The following is a 20,453-nucleotide window of genomic DNA, read 5'->3' as shown; positions in this document are numbered from 1 at the left end:
ATGAGGCAGCAGTATGGTGGAACAGGTTGAACAACAACATGGACAGCGAGGTATCGTGTTAACAGCCTGCATGCTTGCCACATTTATGGCTGCGGTTGAAGTGACGATTGTATCTACTGCCATGCCAACCATCATCGGTGATTTAGGCGGCTTTTCACTATTAGGCTGGGTGTTTGCGGCGTATCTGCTGACTCAGGCGATATCCATTCCGATCTATGGGCGTCTGGCCGATCTCTACGGTCGCAAAAGCATGTTTTACATTGGCGCATCGCTGTTTTTGCTGGGGTCGGTGCTATGTGGTTTTGCCAACAACATGCTGTGGATGATTATTTTTCGCGCGATACAGGGCATGGGGGCAGGTGCAATCACGCCAATTGCATTTACCATCGTTGCCGATATTTATTCACCAGCAGAACGACCTAAAATTCAGGGGTATCTTTCCAGCGTGTGGGGGGTATCCGCGATTGTGGGTCCGCTGATGGGCGCTTTTATCGTACAGCATTTTAACTGGGCTTTGGTTTTTTGGGTTAACGTTCCCATTGGGCTTACGGCCATGTACCTGTTGTGGCGTTACTTTCCGGAAACACTCCAGCCGCGAGTCCATCCGTTGGATATCGCGGGTACGGCGTGGCTAACCATTGCTGTGGCATCGCTTTTAGTTGCGCTGCTTCAGGCAGATATTCTGGGGTACTGGGTGGTGCCATTGTTGTTGATATCCTCTATTGCATCATTTTTTCTGTTACGCCAAGAGAGAAGAGCAATCGAACCGCTGTTCCCACTCGAGTTATGGCGTAATAAAGTTATTGTGGCAGGCAATATCGGTGGTTTAGTTGTGGGGGCCTCGATGATGGGGGTTGCTGCGTTTTTACCTACTTTTGTGCAAGGTGTCATGGGCGGCACACCACTGCAAGCGGGAACGACTCTGGCCATGATGTCAATTGGATGGCCGATTGCCAGTGCGCTGAGCGGCCGCATGATGCTACGCACCTCTTATCGAACAACGGCGTTATTTGGCAGCATATTATTAATTACCGGAAGCCTTGTATTACTGATGCAGCAGCCTGATAGCGGTCTACTGTGGGGGCGTATTGCCGCCTTTATTATCGGCTGCGGTATGGGTATGACTAACACTACATTTTTGGTTTCGGTGCAAAATATTGCGCCGCCAACCATGCGGGGTATTGCTACAGCCTCAACGGTGTTTACTCGAATGCTGGGTTCAGCGCTAGGTACCGCGGTTCTTGGTGCAACGTTAAACTTGAACCTCGACTGGCGATTGCCAGATATTCATGATCCAGTACAGAAATTAATGAGCCTACATAGAGAGGGTTTTATTGCTGACCCCGCAATGCAGCATCTAACGGAACAAGTAGCCGCATCACTTCATTGGGTTTTCATGGCTGCTGCGATACTTTCACTTTTTGCGCTCATTACCGCCTGGCTTATTCCCGCAAAATTAAAACCACAAAGTGCGCCAAATGTAGAGCTGGAGAGTGAGTGTTAGATGTAAAAAAGGCTGCGATAAGCAGCCTTTTAGCATTAAGTTCTTCATCGAGATCAGTGTGCAGCAGGGGTAGCCGTGCTCTCATCTTCGTTGCCATTGATACGCTGATAAATAATCTTTTGCGTGTCATTTTCGCAATGGCCGACAACCTGTCCACCGCTAGATTCCGCCTGATCGTTTGGCACAATATCCAGCGTAAAGCCTGACTCGGGTACGCCATTATTGATAATCTTTTGGCTAATATCTGCTTTGACCGTTTCACAGGATGCTTGAGCAGCCAATGGAATCGCGCCTAACAGCATGATGCCAATCAATGATTTCTTCATGAAATTCCTCCAAGTTTCCTAAGGGTAGACTCGACTTCAACGCTTATGGATTAAGCGGGCGACCAGTATTTCTATCTAGGCAACGTTGGGTGTTGGGCTCCCAGTATGCGTTGACGTTAAGGCTTTTCTCACATGCATCCTGCAAATCAACCGCTTTATCGAATTTATCGAACTGTTTCTCAACGCGTGTATTCACCTTATTGCGCAAAGAGCGAGTATCATCCCATTGCTCTTTTTGCTGGCGCGCATCTTCCTTCGTCAGCGAGTTATCTTGACCGCCGCTTGAGCCGAATACACACGTGCTGCCTGATGCACAAGAGTCAGCCAAAGCTGATGCTTGCCAGCCGCCCATAATGAGGGCTGCAGCTAAAGGCATCCAACGAGCGACCACCTGTAATTTTTTTAGTTTCACGTAGTTATCCTCATTTTTCCATGACCGATTTTCTCGATCATCACACGCAATATAGAGCCACTATAACACCCGTTCAGTTTCGCTGATAGTTTGTATCAAGGCTGGTTGCGGTGTGGTTTAGTCAAAAGAGAGAGGGCAGATAAAGCTAAACTTCAACGATTGGTAAAGGCGTTCAATGCAAAAGTTTAGCTTGTTATCTGATGCTTAACCGCGGTGAACAGAGAGCGGGGCGAAGGACTGACTCACTGGCATCATTTCAATGGTGTTGATGTTGACATGTGCTGGCAGCGTCGCAACCCAATATACCGCTTCTGCTATATCTACAGCGCTCAGGGCATTGGCGTTTTCATAGGTTTTACCAACACGCTCATTATCACCTTTGAAACGCACGTTTGAGAACTCAGTGCCACCAACAAGACCGGGTTCAATATCGCTAACGCGCACTCGAGTTCCGTGTAAATCAGCGCGTAGACCCAAACTGAATTGTTTTACAAATGCTTTGGTGGCGCCGTAAACATTCCCTCCAGCGTAAGGCCAATTCGCTGCCGTTGAACCGATATTGATGATGTGTCCAACATTACGCTCAACCATATCAGGTAGGATTGCCCGGGTCATATTGACTAAACCTTTAGCATTTGTGTCAATCATCGTATCCCAGTCATCAATATTTGCTTTATGCGCAGGCTCTAGCCCCAGCGCTAATCCAGCGTTATTGACCAAGACATCAATGCGACGTTTCTCGACAGGGAGGCTTTCCAGCGCTTGTTGGATGGCCGCACGATTCCGTACGTCTAACTGCAGGATTGTTAGTGCATCACCCAGTTCATCTTTGAGCTTTTCGAGGCGTTCCAAACGGCGACCGGTCGCAATGACATGATGTCCATTTTTGATAAATTTGCGCGTGATAGCTTCACCGAATCCTGCAGTAGCACCGGTTACAAATATATTCATTTCAAATTGCCTCGTTAAGTTAGCCTAAAATCCAGTCCATTCAATCTACCAGAAGCACGTTAAATTGCCATTGCAGGTAGTAGAAAAATAATGGCTACCTATACTTACAAATACGGAAAAATCTTAGATGAAATAAAGGCTCAACAGAGTTTTGTCCGATTGAGTATCGATAAGGTATTTAGTACTATCAGCGGTCATATTCGTACGCGATATATCAACCGCCAGCTATTAGCAATGGCGGTATATTATTCGGTAAAAGAACAAATATTAGCTAGAACAATTAATAATATGTATGGGAAATCCTATGAGTTTTGAGCAAAAAAACAACAGCGATGAGATTGATCTGCTCGATCTGCTGCTACAGCTATGGAATGGAAAGAAGACCATCATTGCCGCCGTGTGTATTGCTATTGTTTTAGCTATCGGATACATCGTCATCGCAAAAGAGCAATGGACGTCGACAGCGATAATAACGCCTCCACAGTTAGGTCAGTTAGCCGACTACCCAACGGCGGTTGCTGTTATTGACCCCTCAAATAGTAAGGATATTGGCAATGATGTATTTGCTAATTTCGTATCACGTATGTCGGCGGAAACTTTAGCCTTTATGCCTGAAAAACCGTTAGATATTAAACCGACAAATTCGGGCAGCAAAGACTCCTTCACCGTAAGCTTCAGCGCAGAGACGCCAGAAGAAGCTCAAAAATCACTGTTAGCGGTGCTGAGCAAGGTCAATAAGGAAACATCTAGCAGTTTTTATTCTAATGCAAGTAAAGCGCTACAGGTGAGAATGGATGCCATTAACACCTCACTCGATGCCCAACTTCAAACTGCCGAAGCGAAGAAAAATCGTCGCCTGACGGCATTAACAGAAGCACTAAAAGTTGCTGAAGCGACTGATACCAAAAATGTAGCGGTTAAAGAAGTGAACGGACTGTCTGATGATATGCTATTCATGCTCGGAGAATCTGCTCTCAAGACTTTAATAAATAACGAGTCAAGCTGGCCATTATATTTAAGCGATAGCTATTACTCTAATCGTGAAACGTTGCAGGCATTGCAGAAAATTAAGCTAAGCGATACGGGCAATGATAAGTTTGAGGCATTCGCGTACTCGCAGAAGCCTTCGCTACCTATGATCAAAGATGCACCAAAGAGAGCACTCATTCTGATTTTGTCTGTTTTACTTGGCGGACTGATTGGTGCAGCGATTGTTTTGGTAAAAGGCTTCTTACGTAATATGAAGGACAAGAATCAAGCGGCATAACGCCGAGCGTTTAAGTTGATTGGAATTTGAACGCTGGTATGTCACAGATCCACCGAGCAAGCTTTGCGTAACACGACGCGGAGATTGCCGGTGGATTTTTACTTCTACAGTCATCAAATTGTCGCTCATAAATAGTCGATACACTCGCAAAACATCTGCCGCGTATTTTCATTATTATCCATCCTGTTATAGTTAATCCATCCTACATAAACCTGAGAGATAGAGATGTTTAGCATTACGCGTATAACAAACATGGATGAAAAACTCTATACGTTGACAGATCATCTTTATGCAAACGCATTTCCTTATCATGAAAAACGAGAGGAAAGGGCGAAACACTCGGCTTTGGCCAATCCTGCATATCACCTAGAGGCATGGGAATTCGACAACACGTTCGTCGGCTTTATCGGCTACTGGATGTTTAAGCACTATGCATACATTGAACATCTAGCGATTGATCCTAGCGTTCGTTCGCGAGGATTTGGTAAACAAATACTCGAACATTTCTTAGCTCATCACCCGCAAACGGTGTTGGAAATTGATCCGCTAACCTCGGAGATTGCTCATCGCCGACTGCGCTTTTATCAAAGCTTAGGATTTATTCAAAATGACTTTGTACATCATCATCCGAGCTATCATGCAGAAATGAGTGATCATCAATTAATCGTACTTAGCAGTAAGCAAGCATTGTCAGATGAGCAATACACTACTTTTTGCCACGACCTTCGTTTTGTGGTGATGGACGGTGTTTAGTCTTATCAATAAATATCTCAAGTAGCGACGCTCTTGGCGAAAAGTACAGAATGTTGTTGTTTTGTCTATTATGTAGTGTGATAAAGGGATGTGTGAGTTACCTTACTTCGGCTTTATACATCCCTTTGTATTATTATTTCTTCAACGCGAATAACATTAGAAAACTGGGGCTATGGTAAGAAGTAGATTACCAAATCGACGTTGCTCTCCTGATGCAATCACTAATAATGTTTGATCAGATTTGACTTGATTATAGAAATCTTGACGCGGCAAGTATTCTATCGGGCAGTTTTCTGGAAGTATCTGCCGATATTCAGATTCAATCGTATTTATAAAGTCAGAGGGATAAGCCATTAAAACTGCTTTTTCAACATTAATACTGGTAAGGACCTTTTCTAGAATTAATGTTGCAGGTATAACTCCCGGTGTTAGATTTAAATAAATAACCGTTGCCTGACGAGGAGCGTTCGTGATGACTGAGTAGTTGCTATCAGCAATCAGCACCTGTGTTTTATGGCCACATTTAGCGAGCGAGCATAGCAGCTCAGGGTGAATGAGTTCTGATTTAATCATAATTATTCTCGGATGAATAAAGGCAGTCGCAAATTGACGGCTGCCTGTAAGTGAATTACATACGGTAAATCCCACCGTTTATATCGATAGTCGCGCCAGAAATAAAACCATCATATTCAGCGGCAAGGAAGCTAATAACTCGAGCAACATCTTCAGGTGTTCCCGCTCTACCAAGGGGAATGGCCTGAATCGTCTGTTCTGCTGATTCTTGGGTGGTATGACGATTGTGAAAACGCGTACCGAGAATCAAACCGGGGGCGACGGCATTTACTCTAATGCCATGTTCGCCGAGTTCTGCTGCTAAAGAGCGAGTCCAAGTCAGTACAGCGCCTTTCGTCGTGGAATAAACTAGAGACCCTGAATGTCCGCCAGAACGACCAGCTAAGGAAGCCAGATTGACAATGCTAGCGCCATCAGCCGATGATTTTAAGAAAGGTAGCGCAGTTTGTGTCACATTAAGCATCGTTGTCATATTCACATCGAGAACGGTCTGCCAGAATTGATGATCAATTTCACCTAACCATTTACGGCCTACTATTCCCCCAACATTATTGATTAATATATCAATTCCTCCCAAAAATTCGGCTGCAGTGTTAACACAATGCTCGGCCTCCTCAGAATTAATCAGGTCAGCATAACCATAGGCAGCTTTTTGCCCCAATGAATGAGCTAACTCCGCCAACGCTTTAGGACCTTCTTCACCGCTATGGTAGTGGAGATAAATATCGCAGCCGGATCGAATTAATTGTTCAGCTGTAGCTCGCCCAATCCCTTGTTCTGCACCTGTAATAAAGACTTTTTTACCTGCTAGAGTTCCCATAATTGATACCTCGTGTGTTAGTTTTTTCCTGAAAAGGATTCGGATTGAATAACGCCTTCACGCTGTTTGGCGCAGTAAAAAATGCAAATGAGACCGGTAACCAATAGGCATAAAGATAAAAAGATGAGACCTGGCATGCTGCTATGAGTCATATCGTTGAGTACGCCAACCACATAGGGGGCAACAAAACCGCCGATATTACCGATACAACTTACGACGGCTAATCCGGCTGCCGCTGCTGCGCCTGACGAAATATTGGCCGGCATAGATAAAAATGGGGGAACGGAGGTATATATTCCGATAGCGGCAATACATAGAAACGATAGTGAGACAAACACGTTGTATTTAAAGAAGATGACAGCGCCCACTAAGCCCATCGCCGCAACAACCATGCTGATACCGGCAAACACGCCGATTTTTCGAGTTTTACTTGCCAACAGGCTCCAGGGATAGACTAATAATGCTGCAAGACCATAAGGAATTAGGGCCATCAGACTGACTTTAAAGATATCGTCGCCTGAGATAGCAGTGATGATCGAGGGAAGCCACATGCCAAAACCATAAATCCCACACACCATGCCGAAATTCAGCATTGCATACAGTAGATACTTACGATTTTTAATTCCATTAAAGAAATCAGACAGCGTAATTTTTGACCCCGATTTGGAGCGCTCGGTGCTACTCATCAACCACGCCTTTTCTTCAATATCTAAATAATTTACTTCCTTTGGATAGTTTTTGATAATAAAAGGAATTAGCAATCCAATAATAATTGGCGGAATACCTTCTATGATAAACAGTAATTGCCATGGTTCCAAACCAAACCAGCCTTGATCTATATTCAGAATAAAACCAGAAATAGGAGAGCCGATCGCATTAGAGAGAGGTTGTACAATAATAAACATACCTAAAATTCTTGTGCGATACTTTTGTGGGAAAAATACTGTAAAATAATAGACTACTGAAGGGAAAAAACCGGCCTCACAGACGCCAAGCATGAAGCGACAGATATATAATTCCATTGGTGTTCTAACAAAACCAAGCAAAGTTGCAAACACCCCCCATGAAATTAAGATCCTCGCAAACCATATACGTGGACCAAATTTTATGGTTCCTGCATTGCTTGGTATTTCAAACATAAAATAGCCAATAAAGAAAATACCTGAGGCGAATCCAAAGGCAGATGCTGTTAAACCAAGGCTGTCCTCTAATGCCATAGCAGCATAGGCCATATTATTACGGTCAAGAAAAGCTAAAAAATAGAGCAATATCATTAATGGGACAATGTGTAGTGTAAGTTTTTTTATTGCACTACGTTCAATATCCTGCGGAGTTCTTTTATTCATAATGGATATTTCCAATGGGCTAGCATTAGCAAGTTGCTAATGTATTTTTTAATTTTCGCTGCAATTAACGATTGGTTATATTTATTTGTCTAATACACTCAGAAACCACTGAATCTAATCTGTGATTAATATCAACTGTAATAATATCTTTCTCATCAACATCAGGAGTTTCTAGGGTATTAAATTGTGAGTCCAGCATTGTATCTTTAAAAAAATGTCCCTTACGCTTCTGAAGTCGCTCCTTGACAACATCCTTACTACCGCTGAGGAAAATAAAATGTATCCCCGAGTTATTTTGTCGCAGTATATCCCTGTAGTTTTTCTTAAGGGCAGAGCAGACCATCAATGAATTCGGGTTCGTGCGCAACATGGCATAAGCGGCCTGATTTAACGCCTGTAGCCAAGGTAAGCGATCATCATCATCAAGCGCTTGGCCATTCGCCATTTTATCCACATTATGGCGGGGATGAAGAAAATCACCATCAAGAGATGGAATATTCAATGCAGATGATAGTCTCTGCGCAACTGCGGATTTTCCACAACCAGACACGCCCATTAATATCCATAGTTGATGATTTTTATGTGGTTTTTCCGATATTATATGACAGTCTGATGATGTTTTTTTTGCACTCATAGTGTTGCTCCTCTAATTTTTATTAAAAGATATTTAGGCAATGAACTCATCGCTAAGAAAGAAAACTAATTTAATATATGACTACGTTATTTGGTTATTTAGCTAGTTAGCGGTCTTACCGATTTTCTATTGATGAGCATTGGAGTAAAAAGATATTCTCTGATCGGTAATGAAGGCTCGGCAATTCTATTTATCAGTCGTCCCACCATTCGCTGCGCCATTTCTGCCAGCGGGGGCATAACGGACGTTAGAGCAGGGGAGCTAAGGTTAGATAACGAAATATTATCGATGCCAACCAATGATATATCGTCTGGAATACGTATACCCACAGCTTGCAAACCGACCATCAATCCGATTCCCAAAGCATCATTAATTGCTACAATTCCGTCAGGCAGTATAGGAAGCTTGATGATCCTAGGTGCCAATATTAATCCCAGCTCAAACATCTCAGTATCGCCATACTCGCTGCTGGCTTTACCTTCAATAATCCGAGACTGAAACGGCAAGTTTTGCTGACGTAGCTCAGACAGAAATCCATCAATCTTATGGCTACGGCTCAGTGTCAGCGTCGTCTCTGTGGCAAAAAATATATTTTTGCAGCCGCGCTCAGCGAGATGGCGTGTGGCTAAACGACCTGCTTCAATGTTATTCATTGAAACGCTATCAAAAATATGGGCATGGTTAGATATGCCATCAGGAGAATGATTATCATAGCTGACAATAACCATTCCTTTTTCAGCGGCGCGAATAAAATGGGTCTTCCTGATATCACTTGCTGCAACAATGATCCCGCGTACACCGTGTGAAAACATATCCTCAATGAATGCACGCTCCTCGTCCTCTTGGCGGTAAGAGTTTCCCAACAATACTCGATAACGAAATACTCTAGCAGCTAAATCCACTTCATGAGCTAATGCAGAAAAACTAGGATTAACAATAGAGGGTACCAGCAAGCCAAAAATCTTATTTTTTTCATCGCCAGCCGATGGCAGGCTCCTTGCTGGACGATAGTTGAGATCGCGTATTGCTTGTTCTATGCGTAACAATGTTTCTGTGCTCATTTGACTAACTCTATTATTCAGCACATTAGATACACTGCTGATAGATACTTTGGCTAGCCGAGCAACATCGCGAATATTTGCCATTAAATCTATCCTCTTATTTACTTCTTTCTGGCCATGTTCCTGATTCCCTAAACAGCAATCTATAAGGGATATATATTCCAAGCAAGCAGAAAGCGAATACATAAATAACTGAATAATACTTTTGTGAAAACTGTCATAACACTCGCGTTATGTTTACTAAACAGCAGAGGAGATTTGATGATACGTGGGTTGAGTAGGGAGAAGACATAAAGACGCTATTGTGCAATGTTAATCAGGTTCAAATCTGATGACAAAAAGGGAGCATAATTGCTCCCTTACCCAGCACTTATTTTTTTATCCGTTTACCCTGTTCATCAATGACTCGCTCACCATCTTCTTTAGTGAACGAGCCGCATTGCTCATCAGTTAAAATATCCAGAACACTCTCAGAAGGCCGACATAAGCGTGTACCCAGCGGGGTAACAACAATTGGACGATTGATGAGGATAGGGTACTGCAACATAAAATCAATCAGTTGTTCATCACTGAAGGCATCGTCTGTCAGACCTAATTGTTCATAAGGTTCGACATTCTTGCGTAATAGCGACCGAACGGAGATTCCCATATCCGCGATAAGTTTAATCAGTTCTTCTCGAGTCGGCGGTGTTTCAAGATACATAATAACCGTGGGCTCAGCGCCGCAGTTGCGGATTAACTCTAGGGTATTGCGCGACGTTCCGCAGGCTGGATTATGATAGATAGTGATATTGTTCATCATAATGATCTCGTGTTAATACTCCTGAAGGTAATGGCTATAGCGCTACTGACAGGCGCAAAGCCAATGCCGCCAGCGTGACAAACAGTACAGGGATTGTCATGACGATGCCTACTCGAAAGTAATATCCCCAGGTAATCGTAATATTTTTCTGCGACAAAACGTGCAACCACAACAACGTCGCAAGACTGCCAATCGGCGTAATTTTAGGCCCAAGGTCGCTACCGATAACATTGGCATAAATCATCGCTTCTTTGATAACGCCTGTGGCTACGCTACCATCAATCGACAGGGCACCAACCAAAACGGTCGGCATATTGTTCATGACGGAAGAGAGGAACGCCGCGAGGAATCCTGTCCCTAAGGTTGATGCCCACAATCCTTGTTCAGCCAGTTGATTTAGCAGGGCAGAAAGGTAGTGAGTCAAACCTGCATTGCGTAAACCGTAGACTACCAGATACATGCCCAGTGAAAAAATCACAATCTGCCAAGGTGCTTCACGCAACACTTTGCCAGTGTTTATGACATGTCCTCTCTTCGCGACGGTAAGCAAAATTAGGGCACCAACGGCGGCGACCAGACTAACAGGTATACCGAGAGGTTCGAGGCCAAAGAATCCCACTAATAGCAAAGTCAGAACTAGCCAGCCGGTTTTAAAGGTTCTGGCATCTCGAATTGCTTTTTTAGGTTCTTTCAACAGGGAAAGATCGTAAACGGCAGGAATGTCATTACGAAAGAAAAGGTGCAATAGAATCAGCGTCGTCGCAATAGCCGTCAGGTTAACAGGCACCATGACTGCGGCATACTCAGAAAAACCTAGGTTAAAATAGTCAGCTGAGACGATATTCACCAGATTCGAGACAATCAGAGGCAGACTAGCTGTGTCTGCAATAAATCCAGCGGCCATGACAAAAGCTAATGTTGATCTCTGGCTGTAACCTAAAGCCAGCAGCATCGCAATCACAATCGGCGTCAGGATAAGTGCTGCACCGTCATTAGCAAATAACGCCGCGACCATAGCACCGAGCAGGATAATCCAAGTAAACAATCTTCGACCATGGCCATTACCCCAACGGGCGACATGTAGTGCAGCCCATTCGAAGAAACCAGCCTCATCGAGGAGAAGACTGATGATGATCACAGCTATAAATGTTGCGGTCGCATTCCATACTATCTGCCAGACAGCAACAATATCACCTAGATGAACAACACCGGTCAGTAATGCCAAACCTGCGCCCAATGAGGCACTCCAGCCAATTCCCAGACCTCTAGGCTGCCAGATAACCAGAACTAGGGTGAATAAGAAGATCACGCCTGCTAGTAACATCACAAACCTCATTCATATTTGATAAAACGTATGTATCCATCATCCTCAGCAGGAGGATAACAACGCTCTATTGAGCTTATTGCGTATATTTTCACGTTCACAGTCCCAGGCTGTTTCAATAATACTTGCAGCCCAAGCAGGCATATGTGGTGATAGTCGATAATGCACCCATTTTCCCTGACGGCGATCTATCACTAGACCGGACTCGCGTAACAGAGCCATGTGACGTGATATTTTGGGCTGAGACTCTGCCGTTGATGCACAAATATCACAAACACACATCTCACCAGACTCCCTGAGAAGCATCACAATAGTCGAACGAGTTTCATCCGCAAGGAGTTTAAAAAGCTGAACAGGCTGTAGCATTTCTGACCTCAACGAAAAAACATATACATATGATATTTCATATATGATAGGTTTTAAAGTATAGCTTATAAAACAGAGGGTTTTTATGACACAGTTACCAGCAGTTGAACTGGATTGCTTTGATGATGCAATCGTCAGCAAACTAGCAAGCAACACTGAAACAATGCCGCGTTTTCTCATCCTTTATGGTTCAGTTCGAGAACGCTCCTACAGTCGCTTTGCAGCTGAAGAAGCAGGGCGGTTACTGACAAAAATGGGGGCTGAGGTGAAAACATTTAATCCTTCCGGCCTGCCATTACCTGATGATGCCTTGGACAGTCATCCGAAAGTGCTTGAACTACGAGAACTGGTCAGGTGGTGTGATGGAATGATCTGGAGTTCTCCGGAAAGACATGGCGCCATGAGTTCGGTTATGAAGGCCCAAATTGACTGGATCCCCCTTAGTGAAGGCGCTGTTCGTCCATCACAGGGAAAAACGCTTGCTGTTATGCAAGTTTGCGGTGGCTCGCAATCGTTCAACGCAGTAAATCAGTTGCGAATACTTGGCCGCTGGATGCGTATGTTCACCATTCCCAATCAGTCGTCAGTGCCTAAAGCGTGGCAGGAATTTGATGACGAAGGACGCATGAAACCATCTCCTTGGTATGACCGAATTGTTGATGTCGCAGAAGAGCTCTTCAAAATAACCCTGATCCTGAAGGAACATACAAGCTATCTTGCCGACCGTTACAGCGAAAGGAAAGAAAACCATCAGGAACTTTCGGCGCGGGTCAATCAAGCAAAAATCTGAGACCACAATTTGAAAGCAGTGAACGCTGCAGTAAGACTGTAACGTGAGAAAGATAACTGGAGCCTGAATCGCTTAGTTTGGCGGGATAGCTAGGAGGCGCGTCAGCATGTGAGTAACGTAACCATGACTAAAAACCTGTAAACTCCACCTAATGATACGTTGGTTCGCATAATGTATATTATGTTAAATTGAGTAAATGGAGCGAAAACCTACGCTGTGTGCCTTTCCGCCCCTTTCCCCTGTCAGTTGATCCTGAGTCATCATGCGTGATGAATGATTATGTATCGGTAACATGCAGACATCGGTAATGATATGCATTCTTTGCGTTGCGCTGTTATCACCAACGCTCGGTCACCTCTTTGTGATTGCGCTACGTGAAGTCTGAGATTTAAAACGTAGAATTTTGCCCGTCAGATTTTGTCAGAAAAGCTCGGAAAGACTCAAAGCACTCACTTATTGTCTTTTCCAAGCTTTATTGTACTTATGGGTTTGCAGACGCCCGCAGTGCAAACTCCAGCGCATCTAAATCATTCGAGCTTAGCAAGGTTCTGACGCTTTCAAGCTCGTCTTCAGATCTGTCGTAAATATTTAACGCTAGAATTCTACCAATATCGGATTCAGAGAACCGGTATTTAAGTATTTTGGCGGGATTACCCCCGACAACCGCATAGTCTGGCACATCTTTCGTCACGATACTTCCAGCCGCGATGATGGCACCCTCGCCTACGGTAACGCCAGGCATAATCATGCAACGCATTCCCAGCCAACAACCATCGTTAAGAACCGTGTCACCGCGATGACGATATGTATCCGTTATTGTCTCCATAAAGGGATAAAGACTAATAAAATCCATGCAGTGATTATGATTACCGCCCATTAAAATAACGGACTCAGCACCAATGCAAACATAATCTCCGATTCTGAGTTTATCGATCTTGCCTAGCGGCTCCCAGCTTTGGCTAATCCTATCGCCGTGTAAATATCGAACAACCGACTTCTCAAATCCATTGTCCCAGCAGTCACTGTAATAACTGTGAGTGCCGCTAACTAAAATGTTGGGATTCTTTACGGTCAGGTGTAGATATTCCAGTTTTGACCAATGCTTTTCTTTCATGACTCATCCTTCTATTAATAAGAGCCACGGAACGATTTTTCGTGGCAGTAATTACTCGTTCAGATAATTACTGCTATCAGAGATCCGGGGATGTTTCAGCAATGGCTGATATAGAAGATGCATAGGGATAAACCTGCTTTCAATGAGTATTGTTATAATATCAAGCTCGGACACGTTATAAAACCGTTCAGCATAGAGACAACGCTACGTGAAATCTGGAGTTTTAACAGTGTAGTGATACACGAGATTTTACACAGCGCGATCACAGAAAAGCCCACTTTCGTGGGCCTATCTGCTTAATACTTAACGGAACGGCGGCTCATTGAACGTACGTAGCTTACGAGAATGAAGTTTATCGCCTTCGGCTCGCAGCAAATCAATCGCGCGGATGCCAATTTGTAAGTGTTCAGAAATGGCACCTTCATAGAAATGATTTGCCTGTCCCGGCAGTTTGATCTCACCATGCAGCGGTTTATCAGAAACGCACAGTAATGTTCCGTACGGAACGCGGAACCGATATCCCTGAGCCGCAATCGTAGCGCTTTCCATATCAACCGCTACGGCGCGACTCAAGCTAAAACGCAGCGCTGATGCGGAAAAACGCAGTTCCCAGTTACGGTCGTCGGATGTGACAACGGTACCGGTACGCAAACGCTGTTTCACCTCTTCACCCGGCATCCCACTCACGGCTTTAGTGGCGTCATATAGCGCGCGCTGAACTTCAGCGATGCTTGGGATTGGAATATCTGGGGGTAAAACCGCATCTAAAACATGATCGTCACGGAGATAGGCATGCGCCAGTACATAATCGCCAATCGACTGACTTTCGCGTAGCCCACCACAATGTCCAATCATCAGCCAAACATGCGGTCTTAGCACCGCTAAGTGATCGCAAATTGTCTTGGCATTTGATGGACCTACACCGATGTTAACCAGTGTGATCCCCTGCCCGTTAGCCGAAATCAGATGGTACGCTGGCATCTGATGTTTCTTCCACGCTAAGTCAGACGTGGTCTTTTCTGGATCTGCCGTTTCGGCCGTAATATAGCTTCCACCGGCGCAGGAAAGTGCTTCATACGGGCTGTTAGGATCAAGAATTTGTTCGCATGCCCAGCTGACAAACTCATCGACATAGCGACTATAGTTGGTGAACAAAATATAAGGCTGAATATGTTCCGCAGGCGTACCGGTATAATGTTTGAGTCGAGCGAGCGAGAAATCTGTCCGCAGCGCATCAAAATGTGAAAGTGGGAAGAAATCGCCGCCGGTCTCCAAACCATCGGTGATCCCATCACCAATTTGCGCTAAATCGGTGGTAGGGAAATGCTGCGCCAACCCTGCGGTCATGGTTCTGTCAAGGATGAGGTCGGAACCATCAATAACAAATGGATATGGCATCTCTTGTTGTGACGGTGTCACTTCAAAGCTAGCGCCATACTCCGTTTCTAGCAGCGTTAACTGTTCTGAAAGATACTCTCTAAACAGAGCTGGACGTGCAATCGTAGTGCTGTACTGACCGGTGCGAGAAAAGCGCCCATAGGCGCGAGTTCGCAGATGATCGCGGAATTTTCCGTCCCAACTTACGCTCAGCTGTGGATAGGCAAACAACCCTTTTGCTCTTGCACCAACATCCGGCAGCTTACCATCGCTGATGTAATCACTGATGGCGGTACGCAAGGCCGCCAGCGCTGACTCATACAGTGCTTCGAGTCGATCAAGTGCTTCGGATGCCGTGAGATGCATTGTCTCTTGTGATTTATTCAAAATATCCCCTTAATGACTCGCAAAGCTGTGGTTAAAACAGTATGGCGCATCCACCCATTTATTCAGGCTGATGTTTATTCTGCAGGCTCATTATGCAGCAACCAGCGACGCATTAGGCCTGCTAATTGTTGTCTTTCATCTGCGCTGAGTGGCTCAAGGATCTGCTTTTCATTCTGCACATGGTGCTCAAGTGCTCTATCTATCACCTTTAACCCTTCTTCGGTCAGCCCAATTTTACAGCTGCGTTTGTCATGTTCATTGGGCTGTTTGAACACGAGCCCTCGTGATTCCAGCCGCTCCAGTCGCACTGACATCGCGCCTGATGAAAGCATTACCGTCTGATAAAGATCGGTAGGAGTAATCAGTTCACCACTTCTTCGCAACGTGGCCAAAATATCAAACTCGATAGTATCCAAACCATGCTGTTCATAAACCTGGGTCACTTTGCTTGATAAAAGCTGTCCCATGCGGGCCATGCGGCCAATGATCCCCATTGGGGAACAATCGAGGTCCGGTCGTTCACGCTGCCATTGCGCAATGATTTTATCTACGTGATCTTGTTCCATCGCCACCCTCCTATATGTCTTTTTAAAAAGATACTTGTTTTATTGTACTTTTGCCACTAACTTATCTTTTACAAAAGTAACTTTTCAAAAAGATATATATGAATATACTCATCGCTTTTATGGTTCCGTTGCTCTGGGGAAGTACCTACGCCGTTGTCGGTTACTTTCTACAAGATATATCACCGGTATGGATAGCCGTCTTTAGAGCCCTACCGGCTGGCCTTTTGTTGTTGCTTATCCATCGCGCGTTGCCACCGCTGAGGTGGAACCGAATGCTGGCAATAAGCCTATGTAATATATCTTTTTTCTTTGTTCTTTTGTTTATTGCGGCACACCGCTTACCGGGATCGGTTGCGGGAACGCTAGGAGCCACATTACCGTTGATGGTGTTGTTATTGCAATGGGGGGAAGAGGGAAAAAAACCTGCATTATCAAAGCTTGGCCTTGCCTTATTAGGGTTATTTGGCGTGGTGCTATTGCTAAATCCATCGGCTAACCTTGACCCTATCGGCGTAGCAGCCGCGTTGCTCGGGACTCTGCTCATGGCGCAAACCTCACTGTGGATAGCACGCTGGCCAACTCACGATCAGCTTGGACTTGCCGCTTGGCAGCTTTTTCTGGGGGGAGTTATTTTGTTGCCGTTCGCGTTTATGTTTGCGGGTGCTCCGGCGCTGCCTACGCCGAAAACGTGGGTAGGTTTAATCTGGCTGGTCGTTTGCAACACGGCATTCGCCTACTGGTGCTGGACTCGATCTGTAAGCCTGCTCGGTCCACACACCATGTCGATGATTTCGCTGTTCAATCCGGTTACCGCTGTTCTACTCGGTTCTATCTTCCTCAGCGAGAGGCTATCTATCACACAATGGAGCGGCATTGCATTAATATTTATCTCCATCCTGTTGATGAAGGTAATTAAGACGAAACCTGTTGTGCTCTAGTGCCCTTTTTCATGGCGCCATAATGAAAATAGCCCTCTATTGTTACGGTTCGTCACACAAATGCCACATGGAAATGCTATACATAAAGAGTAGTCATTCATTCCTCTCTGAGGTGTTATATGAATACTTTTGGTTTGACTCGAACCTATGCAGGAATATTGATTGTCGAAAACTGTCGCTGTGCGCAGTACGATCATATTGAGGAGAACTTCCACCTAGCCGTGCAGAAATATAGCTATTTGGTGCGGCCTGGAGAACATATCGATGGGCCAGAATGGGTGAGTCGAATTCAGCAACGAGAATCAAACCACAATATTGACCACCTTCTTACGGCTATTTTAGCCATGATGCATAGTGACCCAGAAATCGAACATGAATGTGTTTACTACTAATCTTATGTGGAGCTTTAGCTCTTATCATGGCGCGCTAAAGCTCCTCTCATTACCGCACGTTAATTCACTTTTTTAGCTAGCATGGTCGCAAAGCGCATTTTGATGCGATTACCATTGGCATCTATGCGATGTAATTCCCCCACATCTTCGTTATATTTTGCAAACTCCCAGCCCGCATAGTAATTACGCAGTTCATCTGGTTTGAACGTAAACGAGAATGGTACGCTGCACGGGTAGTCTGGGCTGTCTACAGCCGCAACAATCAGGTTGTAGCCACCGACGCGGGTGCTAGCCTGCATGTTGTCGATAATGGCAGGAATTTGTTGCCGATCGAGAAACATAAAAACCACGGTGGAGAGGATGAAGTCATATTCTCCGCTAAAACGCTGGGTGTTGAGATCGACTTCATGGGCTGAGATATTCACCAGCCCTTCTGCCTGAATAACCTCATTCAGGCTCGCGATGCTCATCGGATTTTTATCCCATGCGGTGACGTCAAAACCTTTTGAATTTAAATACAGCGAATTACGACCGCGACCACAGCCGAGATCTAACGCTTTACCCACCGGAACAATTTTAGCGGCGTTTAACACTTCTGAATGCGTGGCTGTCAGCTGATATTTGCGAGTGTAATAATCGCCATCACGAGCGGTAGTGTTGTTATCTGAGTTCATTAGGGTATCCATATCAATTACCAGAATTAATCGGGTAATTATCCCTCATTCTGTCGATAAATGCTTCCCTGCGTAGGCAAGTTCACCATTCCATGACAACCTCACGGAAAAAAAATTATTAACCCCGTAGCCGCAGTAAACACTAGGCCTGACTCTCGGCATGATATTTATATCTAGCACACCAATAGTCAGGCCCCTACCATTTCTCTAGACGTTGAACTGGCCTACCGCCCCCACCAAATCATTCGCCTGAGACAATAACGCCCCCGAGGCTGCGGTTGACTCTTCGACCAGCGCCGCGTTCTGCTGCACCATGGTATCAAGGTGAGTGACGGCTTTGTTGATCTCATTGATGCCACGCATTTGCTCATCGGCCGCGTTGGTGATTTCAGACATAATTGCCGTCACTGCCGAAACACTGGTGACAATATCGGTCATGGTATCGCTGGTTTGGCGCACCTGCGTTGACCCCGATGACACACTGCGCACCGTTGATTCGATCAGCGTTTTAATCTCTTTCGCCGCCTGAGCACTACGCTGCGCCAAGGTACGAACCTCGCCTGCAACCACAGCGAAACCACGACCTTGCTCACCGGCTCTAGCCGCTTCCACCGCCGCGTTTAACGCCAGAATATTGGTTTGGAAAGCGATGCCGTCAATCACACCGGTGATATCACCAATTTTACCGGAGGCCGTTTCAATGGACTGCATGGTGTTGATCACCTTAGCGATCGCTTCTCCACCGCGCGAGGCATCGGCTGATGCCGATTGTACTGCGCTGTTAGCCTGCTTAGCTGCGCCAGCGGATTGAGCCACCGTAGAGGAAATTTGTTCCAGCGCGGCGGACGTCTGCTGCAGATTTGCCGCAGCGGATTCGGTTCTGCTTGAGAGATCTTGGTTCCCTGAAGCAATCTCATTGGCCGCTACACGTACAGATTCGCTGCTGTTGCGGATTGTTTTCATCACCGCACTGAGCTTATCGACAAAGCGGTTAAAGGCACCGGCGATTTGCGATACCTCATCTTTGCCGTCCGTAGGTAAGCGCTGGGTCAGATCTTCTGTACCGGAGCTGATCGCATCCATGGCATCTCGAATGCGAATAAGCGGTTTTAGCGCGCGCTGGGCAATCACGCCAATGATGACGGCAGCAATCACGATAAGCACTAACAGCGTGACTAACGAGGTTGTCAGCAGAGAGCGCATACCCGCCGTAGCCTCAGTTTTATCCATTGCTACCACGGTAAACCATGACGTTCCCGCTACAGGCTGAGCCAGTAGAAGTTTTACGCTACCGCTAATTTCTGATTCAATCGGCGTGCGGGCATTCAGCAAGCGTGATAAATCCAAGGTCGGCGCAATACTCCGAAGCGACTTTTGAGTCAGAGATTCATCCGGATGCGCCATAATGTTGCCTTCGGAATCAATCAACATGCCGAAACTGCTGTCGGTTAGATGAATTGAACGAACGTTTTCGATTACGCTGTCCATCGTCACATCCCCCTCGACGACCCCTTTAAGCACCCCATTTTCAATACTAGGTGCCGCAAAGGTAACCACCATTTTCTTGGTGTTAACGTCAATATATGGCGCGGTAATAATTGGTTTACCTGCTTTTACTGCTTGTACATACCAAGGCCGAGTTGTTGGATCATAGCCTTCGGGGACGCTGTTAGGTACCGATGAAATATCAATTTTATTCGGATAACCAATATCGATTCCCATAAAGTTACCGCCGTTGGCAACCTGCACCATCAAAGGCATCGGATCTGGAGAAGTAACGTGCGGCGTCAACGATACTACCAGATGGCTTTTGCTAGCCACCCAATCAGCGATAGCACGGTTGTGACTGGATGAAACGGCTTCAAGGGTACTGTCTATCGCGCTGTTATTGTATTTATTCGCGATGGAATAGTTGAGATAGGTGTTAATACTGAGAGAGCAAATAACAATGGCGGTGGAGGCTGCCAGAATACGTGAACGGATAGAGTCGAACATGATTGCTTGCCCTGATTAGAAGAGAGATATGCCAGACTTATGTTTTTTATTAAAACAGCTCACTAAATAACGGCCTCAAAA

Annotated in this window: 23 protein-coding genes; 7 read left to right on the top strand and 16 right to left on the bottom strand. The window is 45.4% G+C overall.

Annotated features, from left to right (window positions below; all coding sequences use genetic code 11):
- Window positions 1-13: 13 nt before the first annotated feature.
- Window positions 14-1,504 (top strand): MDR family MFS transporter, encoded by a 1,491-nt coding sequence (locus M988_RS09615; RefSeq protein WP_039186717.1) that lies wholly within the window; start codon window positions 14-16, stop codon window positions 1,502-1,504.
- A 53-nt stretch (window positions 1,505-1,557) separates the two neighbouring features.
- On the opposite strand, the gene M988_RS09610 is transcribed toward M988_RS09615, so the two are convergent.
- The 3 genes from M988_RS09610 to ydfG all read right to left on the bottom strand — a co-directional run bounded on the left by M988_RS09610 (window position 1,558) and on the right by ydfG (window position 3,193).
- A complete protein-coding gene (locus tag M988_RS09610) occupies window positions 1,558-1,830 on the bottom strand; it encodes a DUF1161 domain-containing protein (protein ID WP_008813500.1) in 273 nt (90 codons plus the stop codon).
- 43 nt (window positions 1,831-1,873) lie between these two features.
- Window positions 1,874-2,206, bottom strand: coding sequence for a DUF1283 family protein (locus M988_RS09605; RefSeq protein WP_048797676.1), 333 nt, complete (start codon window positions 2,204-2,206; stop codon window positions 1,874-1,876).
- A 240-nt stretch (window positions 2,207-2,446) separates the two neighbouring features.
- Window positions 2,447-3,193, bottom strand: a complete 747-nt coding sequence (gene ydfG, locus M988_RS09600; protein ID WP_008813502.1) for a bifunctional NADP-dependent 3-hydroxy acid dehydrogenase/3-hydroxypropionate dehydrogenase YdfG — start codon at window positions 3,191-3,193, stop codon at window positions 2,447-2,449.
- A 90-nt stretch (window positions 3,194-3,283) separates the two neighbouring features.
- Between ydfG and M988_RS09595 the strand changes: the two genes are divergently transcribed.
- The 3 genes from M988_RS09595 (at window position 3,284) to M988_RS09585 (ending at window position 5,213) form a co-directional block, all read left to right on the top strand.
- Window positions 3,284-3,508: a hypothetical protein gene (locus tag M988_RS09595; protein WP_008813503.1), complete on the top strand. Its 225-nt coding sequence runs from the start codon at window positions 3,284-3,286 to the stop codon at window positions 3,506-3,508.
- On the top strand, window positions 3,498-4,460 hold the full coding sequence (gene wzzB / locus M988_RS09590; RefSeq protein ID WP_064573869.1) for an LPS O-antigen chain length determinant protein WzzB: 963 nt from the start codon (window positions 3,498-3,500) through the stop codon (window positions 4,458-4,460). Before M988_RS09595 ends, wzzB begins: the two co-directional genes overlap by 11 nt.
- 225 nt (window positions 4,461-4,685) lie before the next feature.
- Complete coding sequence (locus M988_RS09585) at window positions 4,686-5,213, top strand: GNAT family N-acetyltransferase (protein ID WP_064573868.1); 528 nt, start codon at window positions 4,686-4,688, stop codon at window positions 5,211-5,213.
- A gap of 156 nt (window positions 5,214-5,369) precedes the next feature.
- Here M988_RS09585 and M988_RS09580 read toward each other — a convergent pair whose 3' ends face one another.
- The 8 genes from M988_RS09580 to M988_RS22375 form a co-directional block, all read right to left on the bottom strand.
- Complete coding sequence (locus M988_RS09580; protein ID WP_064573867.1) at window positions 5,370-5,786, bottom strand: RbsD/FucU family protein; 417 nt, start codon at window positions 5,784-5,786, stop codon at window positions 5,370-5,372.
- A 55-nt stretch (window positions 5,787-5,841) separates the two neighbouring features.
- The gene (locus M988_RS09575) at window positions 5,842-6,606 is read right to left on the bottom strand and encodes an SDR family NAD(P)-dependent oxidoreductase (RefSeq protein WP_008813507.1); all 765 of its coding nucleotides are present in this window, start codon (window positions 6,604-6,606) and stop codon (window positions 5,842-5,844) included.
- 17 nt (window positions 6,607-6,623) lie between these two features.
- Complete coding sequence (locus M988_RS09570; protein ID WP_064573865.1) at window positions 6,624-7,952, bottom strand: MFS transporter; 1,329 nt, start codon at window positions 7,950-7,952, stop codon at window positions 6,624-6,626.
- A 64-nt stretch (window positions 7,953-8,016) separates the two neighbouring features.
- Entirely contained in the window at window positions 8,017-8,586 is a 570-nt protein-coding gene (locus M988_RS09565; RefSeq protein ID WP_064573862.1) for a gluconokinase, read from the bottom strand.
- A 98-nt stretch (window positions 8,587-8,684) separates the two neighbouring features.
- On the bottom strand, window positions 8,685-9,731 hold the full coding sequence (locus tag M988_RS09560; protein WP_064573860.1) for a LacI family DNA-binding transcriptional regulator: 1,047 nt from the start codon (window positions 9,729-9,731) through the stop codon (window positions 8,685-8,687).
- Between the two features lie 286 nt (window positions 9,732-10,017).
- Window positions 10,018-10,446: a glutaredoxin-dependent arsenate reductase gene (gene arsC / locus M988_RS09555; RefSeq protein ID WP_064573858.1), complete on the bottom strand. Its 429-nt coding sequence runs from the start codon at window positions 10,444-10,446 to the stop codon at window positions 10,018-10,020.
- A 37-nt stretch (window positions 10,447-10,483) separates the two neighbouring features.
- Window positions 10,484-11,773, bottom strand: coding sequence for an arsenic transporter (locus tag M988_RS09550; protein WP_064573856.1), 1,290 nt, complete (start codon window positions 11,771-11,773; stop codon window positions 10,484-10,486).
- A 45-nt stretch (window positions 11,774-11,818) separates the two neighbouring features.
- Window positions 11,819-12,139, bottom strand: a complete 321-nt coding sequence (locus M988_RS22375; protein WP_071778688.1) for a metalloregulator ArsR/SmtB family transcription factor — start codon at window positions 12,137-12,139, stop codon at window positions 11,819-11,821.
- Window positions 12,140-12,224: 85 nt separating this feature from the next.
- Between M988_RS22375 and arsH the strand changes: the two genes are divergently transcribed.
- Window positions 12,225-12,929 (top strand): arsenical resistance protein ArsH, encoded by a 705-nt coding sequence (arsH, locus tag M988_RS09545; RefSeq protein ID WP_064573852.1) that lies wholly within the window; start codon window positions 12,225-12,227, stop codon window positions 12,927-12,929.
- A gap of 481 nt (window positions 12,930-13,410) precedes the next feature.
- Here the strand turns inward: arsH and M988_RS09540 are convergent, their stop codons facing one another.
- From M988_RS09540 to M988_RS09530, 3 genes are all read right to left on the bottom strand, one after another.
- A complete protein-coding gene (locus M988_RS09540; protein WP_064573848.1) occupies window positions 13,411-14,043 on the bottom strand; it encodes a CatB-related O-acetyltransferase in 633 nt (210 codons plus the stop codon).
- Between the two features lie 303 nt (window positions 14,044-14,346).
- Window positions 14,347-15,807, bottom strand: coding sequence for an AMP nucleosidase (locus tag M988_RS09535; protein ID WP_071603099.1), 1,461 nt, complete (start codon window positions 15,805-15,807; stop codon window positions 14,347-14,349).
- 74 nt (window positions 15,808-15,881) lie between these two features.
- Window positions 15,882-16,373 carry a MarR family winged helix-turn-helix transcriptional regulator gene (locus tag M988_RS09530; RefSeq protein WP_039186697.1) on the bottom strand — a complete coding sequence of 164 codons (492 nt, stop codon included), beginning with the start codon at window positions 16,371-16,373 and terminating at the stop codon, window positions 15,882-15,884.
- A gap of 98 nt (window positions 16,374-16,471) precedes the next feature.
- On the opposite strand from M988_RS09530, the gene M988_RS09525 reads away from it, so the two are divergent.
- On the top strand, window positions 16,472-17,311 hold the full coding sequence (locus M988_RS09525; protein WP_064573847.1) for a DMT family transporter: 840 nt from the start codon (window positions 16,472-16,474) through the stop codon (window positions 17,309-17,311).
- A 119-nt stretch (window positions 17,312-17,430) separates the two neighbouring features.
- On the top strand, window positions 17,431-17,703 hold the full coding sequence (locus M988_RS09520; RefSeq protein ID WP_008813525.1) for a hypothetical protein: 273 nt from the start codon (window positions 17,431-17,433) through the stop codon (window positions 17,701-17,703).
- A gap of 59 nt (window positions 17,704-17,762) precedes the next feature.
- On the opposite strand, the gene tehB is transcribed toward M988_RS09520, so the two are convergent.
- Window positions 17,763-18,377 (bottom strand): tellurite resistance methyltransferase TehB, encoded by a 615-nt coding sequence (tehB, locus tag M988_RS09515; RefSeq protein ID WP_008813526.1) that lies wholly within the window; start codon window positions 18,375-18,377, stop codon window positions 17,763-17,765.
- Between the two features lie 207 nt (window positions 18,378-18,584).
- A complete protein-coding gene (locus M988_RS09510; protein ID WP_064573845.1) occupies window positions 18,585-20,372 on the bottom strand; it encodes a methyl-accepting chemotaxis protein in 1,788 nt (595 codons plus the stop codon).
- Window positions 20,373-20,453 lie beyond the last annotated feature (81 nt).

The sequence above is a fragment of the Hafnia paralvei ATCC 29927 genome, assembly GCF_001655005.1.
Classification (GTDB): Bacteria; Pseudomonadota; Gammaproteobacteria; order Enterobacterales; family Enterobacteriaceae; genus Hafnia; species Hafnia paralvei.
This window is presented reverse-complemented; position numbering and strand designations above follow the sequence as displayed.

Excerpts from the sequence above, each read along its gene's own strand:
- M988_RS09615 (WP_039186717.1), top strand. The coding sequence starts at position 14 with ATGGTGGAACAGGTTGAACAACAACATGGACAGCGAGGTATCGTGTTA.
- M988_RS09610 (WP_008813500.1), bottom strand. The coding sequence starts at position 1,830 with ATGAAGAAATCATTGATTGGCATCATGCTGTTAGGCGCGATTCCATTG.
- M988_RS09605 (WP_048797676.1), bottom strand. The coding sequence starts at position 2,206 with ATGCCTTTAGCTGCAGCCCTCATTATGGGCGGCTGGCAAGCATCAGCT.
- ydfG (WP_008813502.1), bottom strand. The coding sequence starts at position 3,193 with ATGAATATATTTGTAACCGGTGCTACTGCAGGATTCGGTGAAGCTATC.
- M988_RS09595 (WP_008813503.1), top strand. The coding sequence starts at position 3,284 with ATGGCTACCTATACTTACAAATACGGAAAAATCTTAGATGAAATAAAG.
- wzzB (WP_064573869.1), top strand. The coding sequence starts at position 3,498 with ATGAGTTTTGAGCAAAAAAACAACAGCGATGAGATTGATCTGCTCGAT.
- M988_RS09585 (WP_064573868.1), top strand. The coding sequence starts at position 4,686 with ATGTTTAGCATTACGCGTATAACAAACATGGATGAAAAACTCTATACG.
- M988_RS09580 (WP_064573867.1), bottom strand. The coding sequence starts at position 5,786 with ATGATTAAATCAGAACTCATTCACCCTGAGCTGCTATGCTCGCTCGCT.
- M988_RS09575 (WP_008813507.1), bottom strand. The coding sequence starts at position 6,606 with ATGGGAACTCTAGCAGGTAAAAAAGTCTTTATTACAGGTGCAGAACAA.
- M988_RS09570 (WP_064573865.1), bottom strand. The coding sequence starts at position 7,952 with ATGAATAAAAGAACTCCGCAGGATATTGAACGTAGTGCAATAAAAAAA.
- M988_RS09565 (WP_064573862.1), bottom strand. The coding sequence starts at position 8,586 with ATGAGTGCAAAAAAAACATCATCAGACTGTCATATAATATCGGAAAAA.
- M988_RS09560 (WP_064573860.1), bottom strand. The coding sequence starts at position 9,731 with ATGGCAAATATTCGCGATGTTGCTCGGCTAGCCAAAGTATCTATCAGC.
- arsC (WP_064573858.1), bottom strand. The coding sequence starts at position 10,446 with ATGAACAATATCACTATCTATCATAATCCAGCCTGCGGAACGTCGCGC.
- M988_RS09550 (WP_064573856.1), bottom strand. The coding sequence starts at position 11,773 with ATGTTACTAGCAGGCGTGATCTTCTTATTCACCCTAGTTCTGGTTATC.
- M988_RS22375 (WP_071778688.1), bottom strand. The coding sequence starts at position 12,139 with ATGCTACAGCCTGTTCAGCTTTTTAAACTCCTTGCGGATGAAACTCGT.
- arsH (WP_064573852.1), top strand. The coding sequence starts at position 12,225 with ATGACACAGTTACCAGCAGTTGAACTGGATTGCTTTGATGATGCAATC.
- M988_RS09540 (WP_064573848.1), bottom strand. The coding sequence starts at position 14,043 with ATGAAAGAAAAGCATTGGTCAAAACTGGAATATCTACACCTGACCGTA.
- M988_RS09530 (WP_039186697.1), bottom strand. The coding sequence starts at position 16,373 with ATGGAACAAGATCACGTAGATAAAATCATTGCGCAATGGCAGCGTGAA.
- M988_RS09525 (WP_064573847.1), top strand. The coding sequence starts at position 16,472 with ATGAATATACTCATCGCTTTTATGGTTCCGTTGCTCTGGGGAAGTACC.
- M988_RS09520 (WP_008813525.1), top strand. The coding sequence starts at position 17,431 with ATGAATACTTTTGGTTTGACTCGAACCTATGCAGGAATATTGATTGTC.
- tehB (WP_008813526.1), bottom strand. The coding sequence starts at position 18,377 with ATGAACTCAGATAACAACACTACCGCTCGTGATGGCGATTATTACACT.
- M988_RS09510 (WP_064573845.1), bottom strand. The coding sequence starts at position 20,372 with ATGTTCGACTCTATCCGTTCACGTATTCTGGCAGCCTCCACCGCCATT.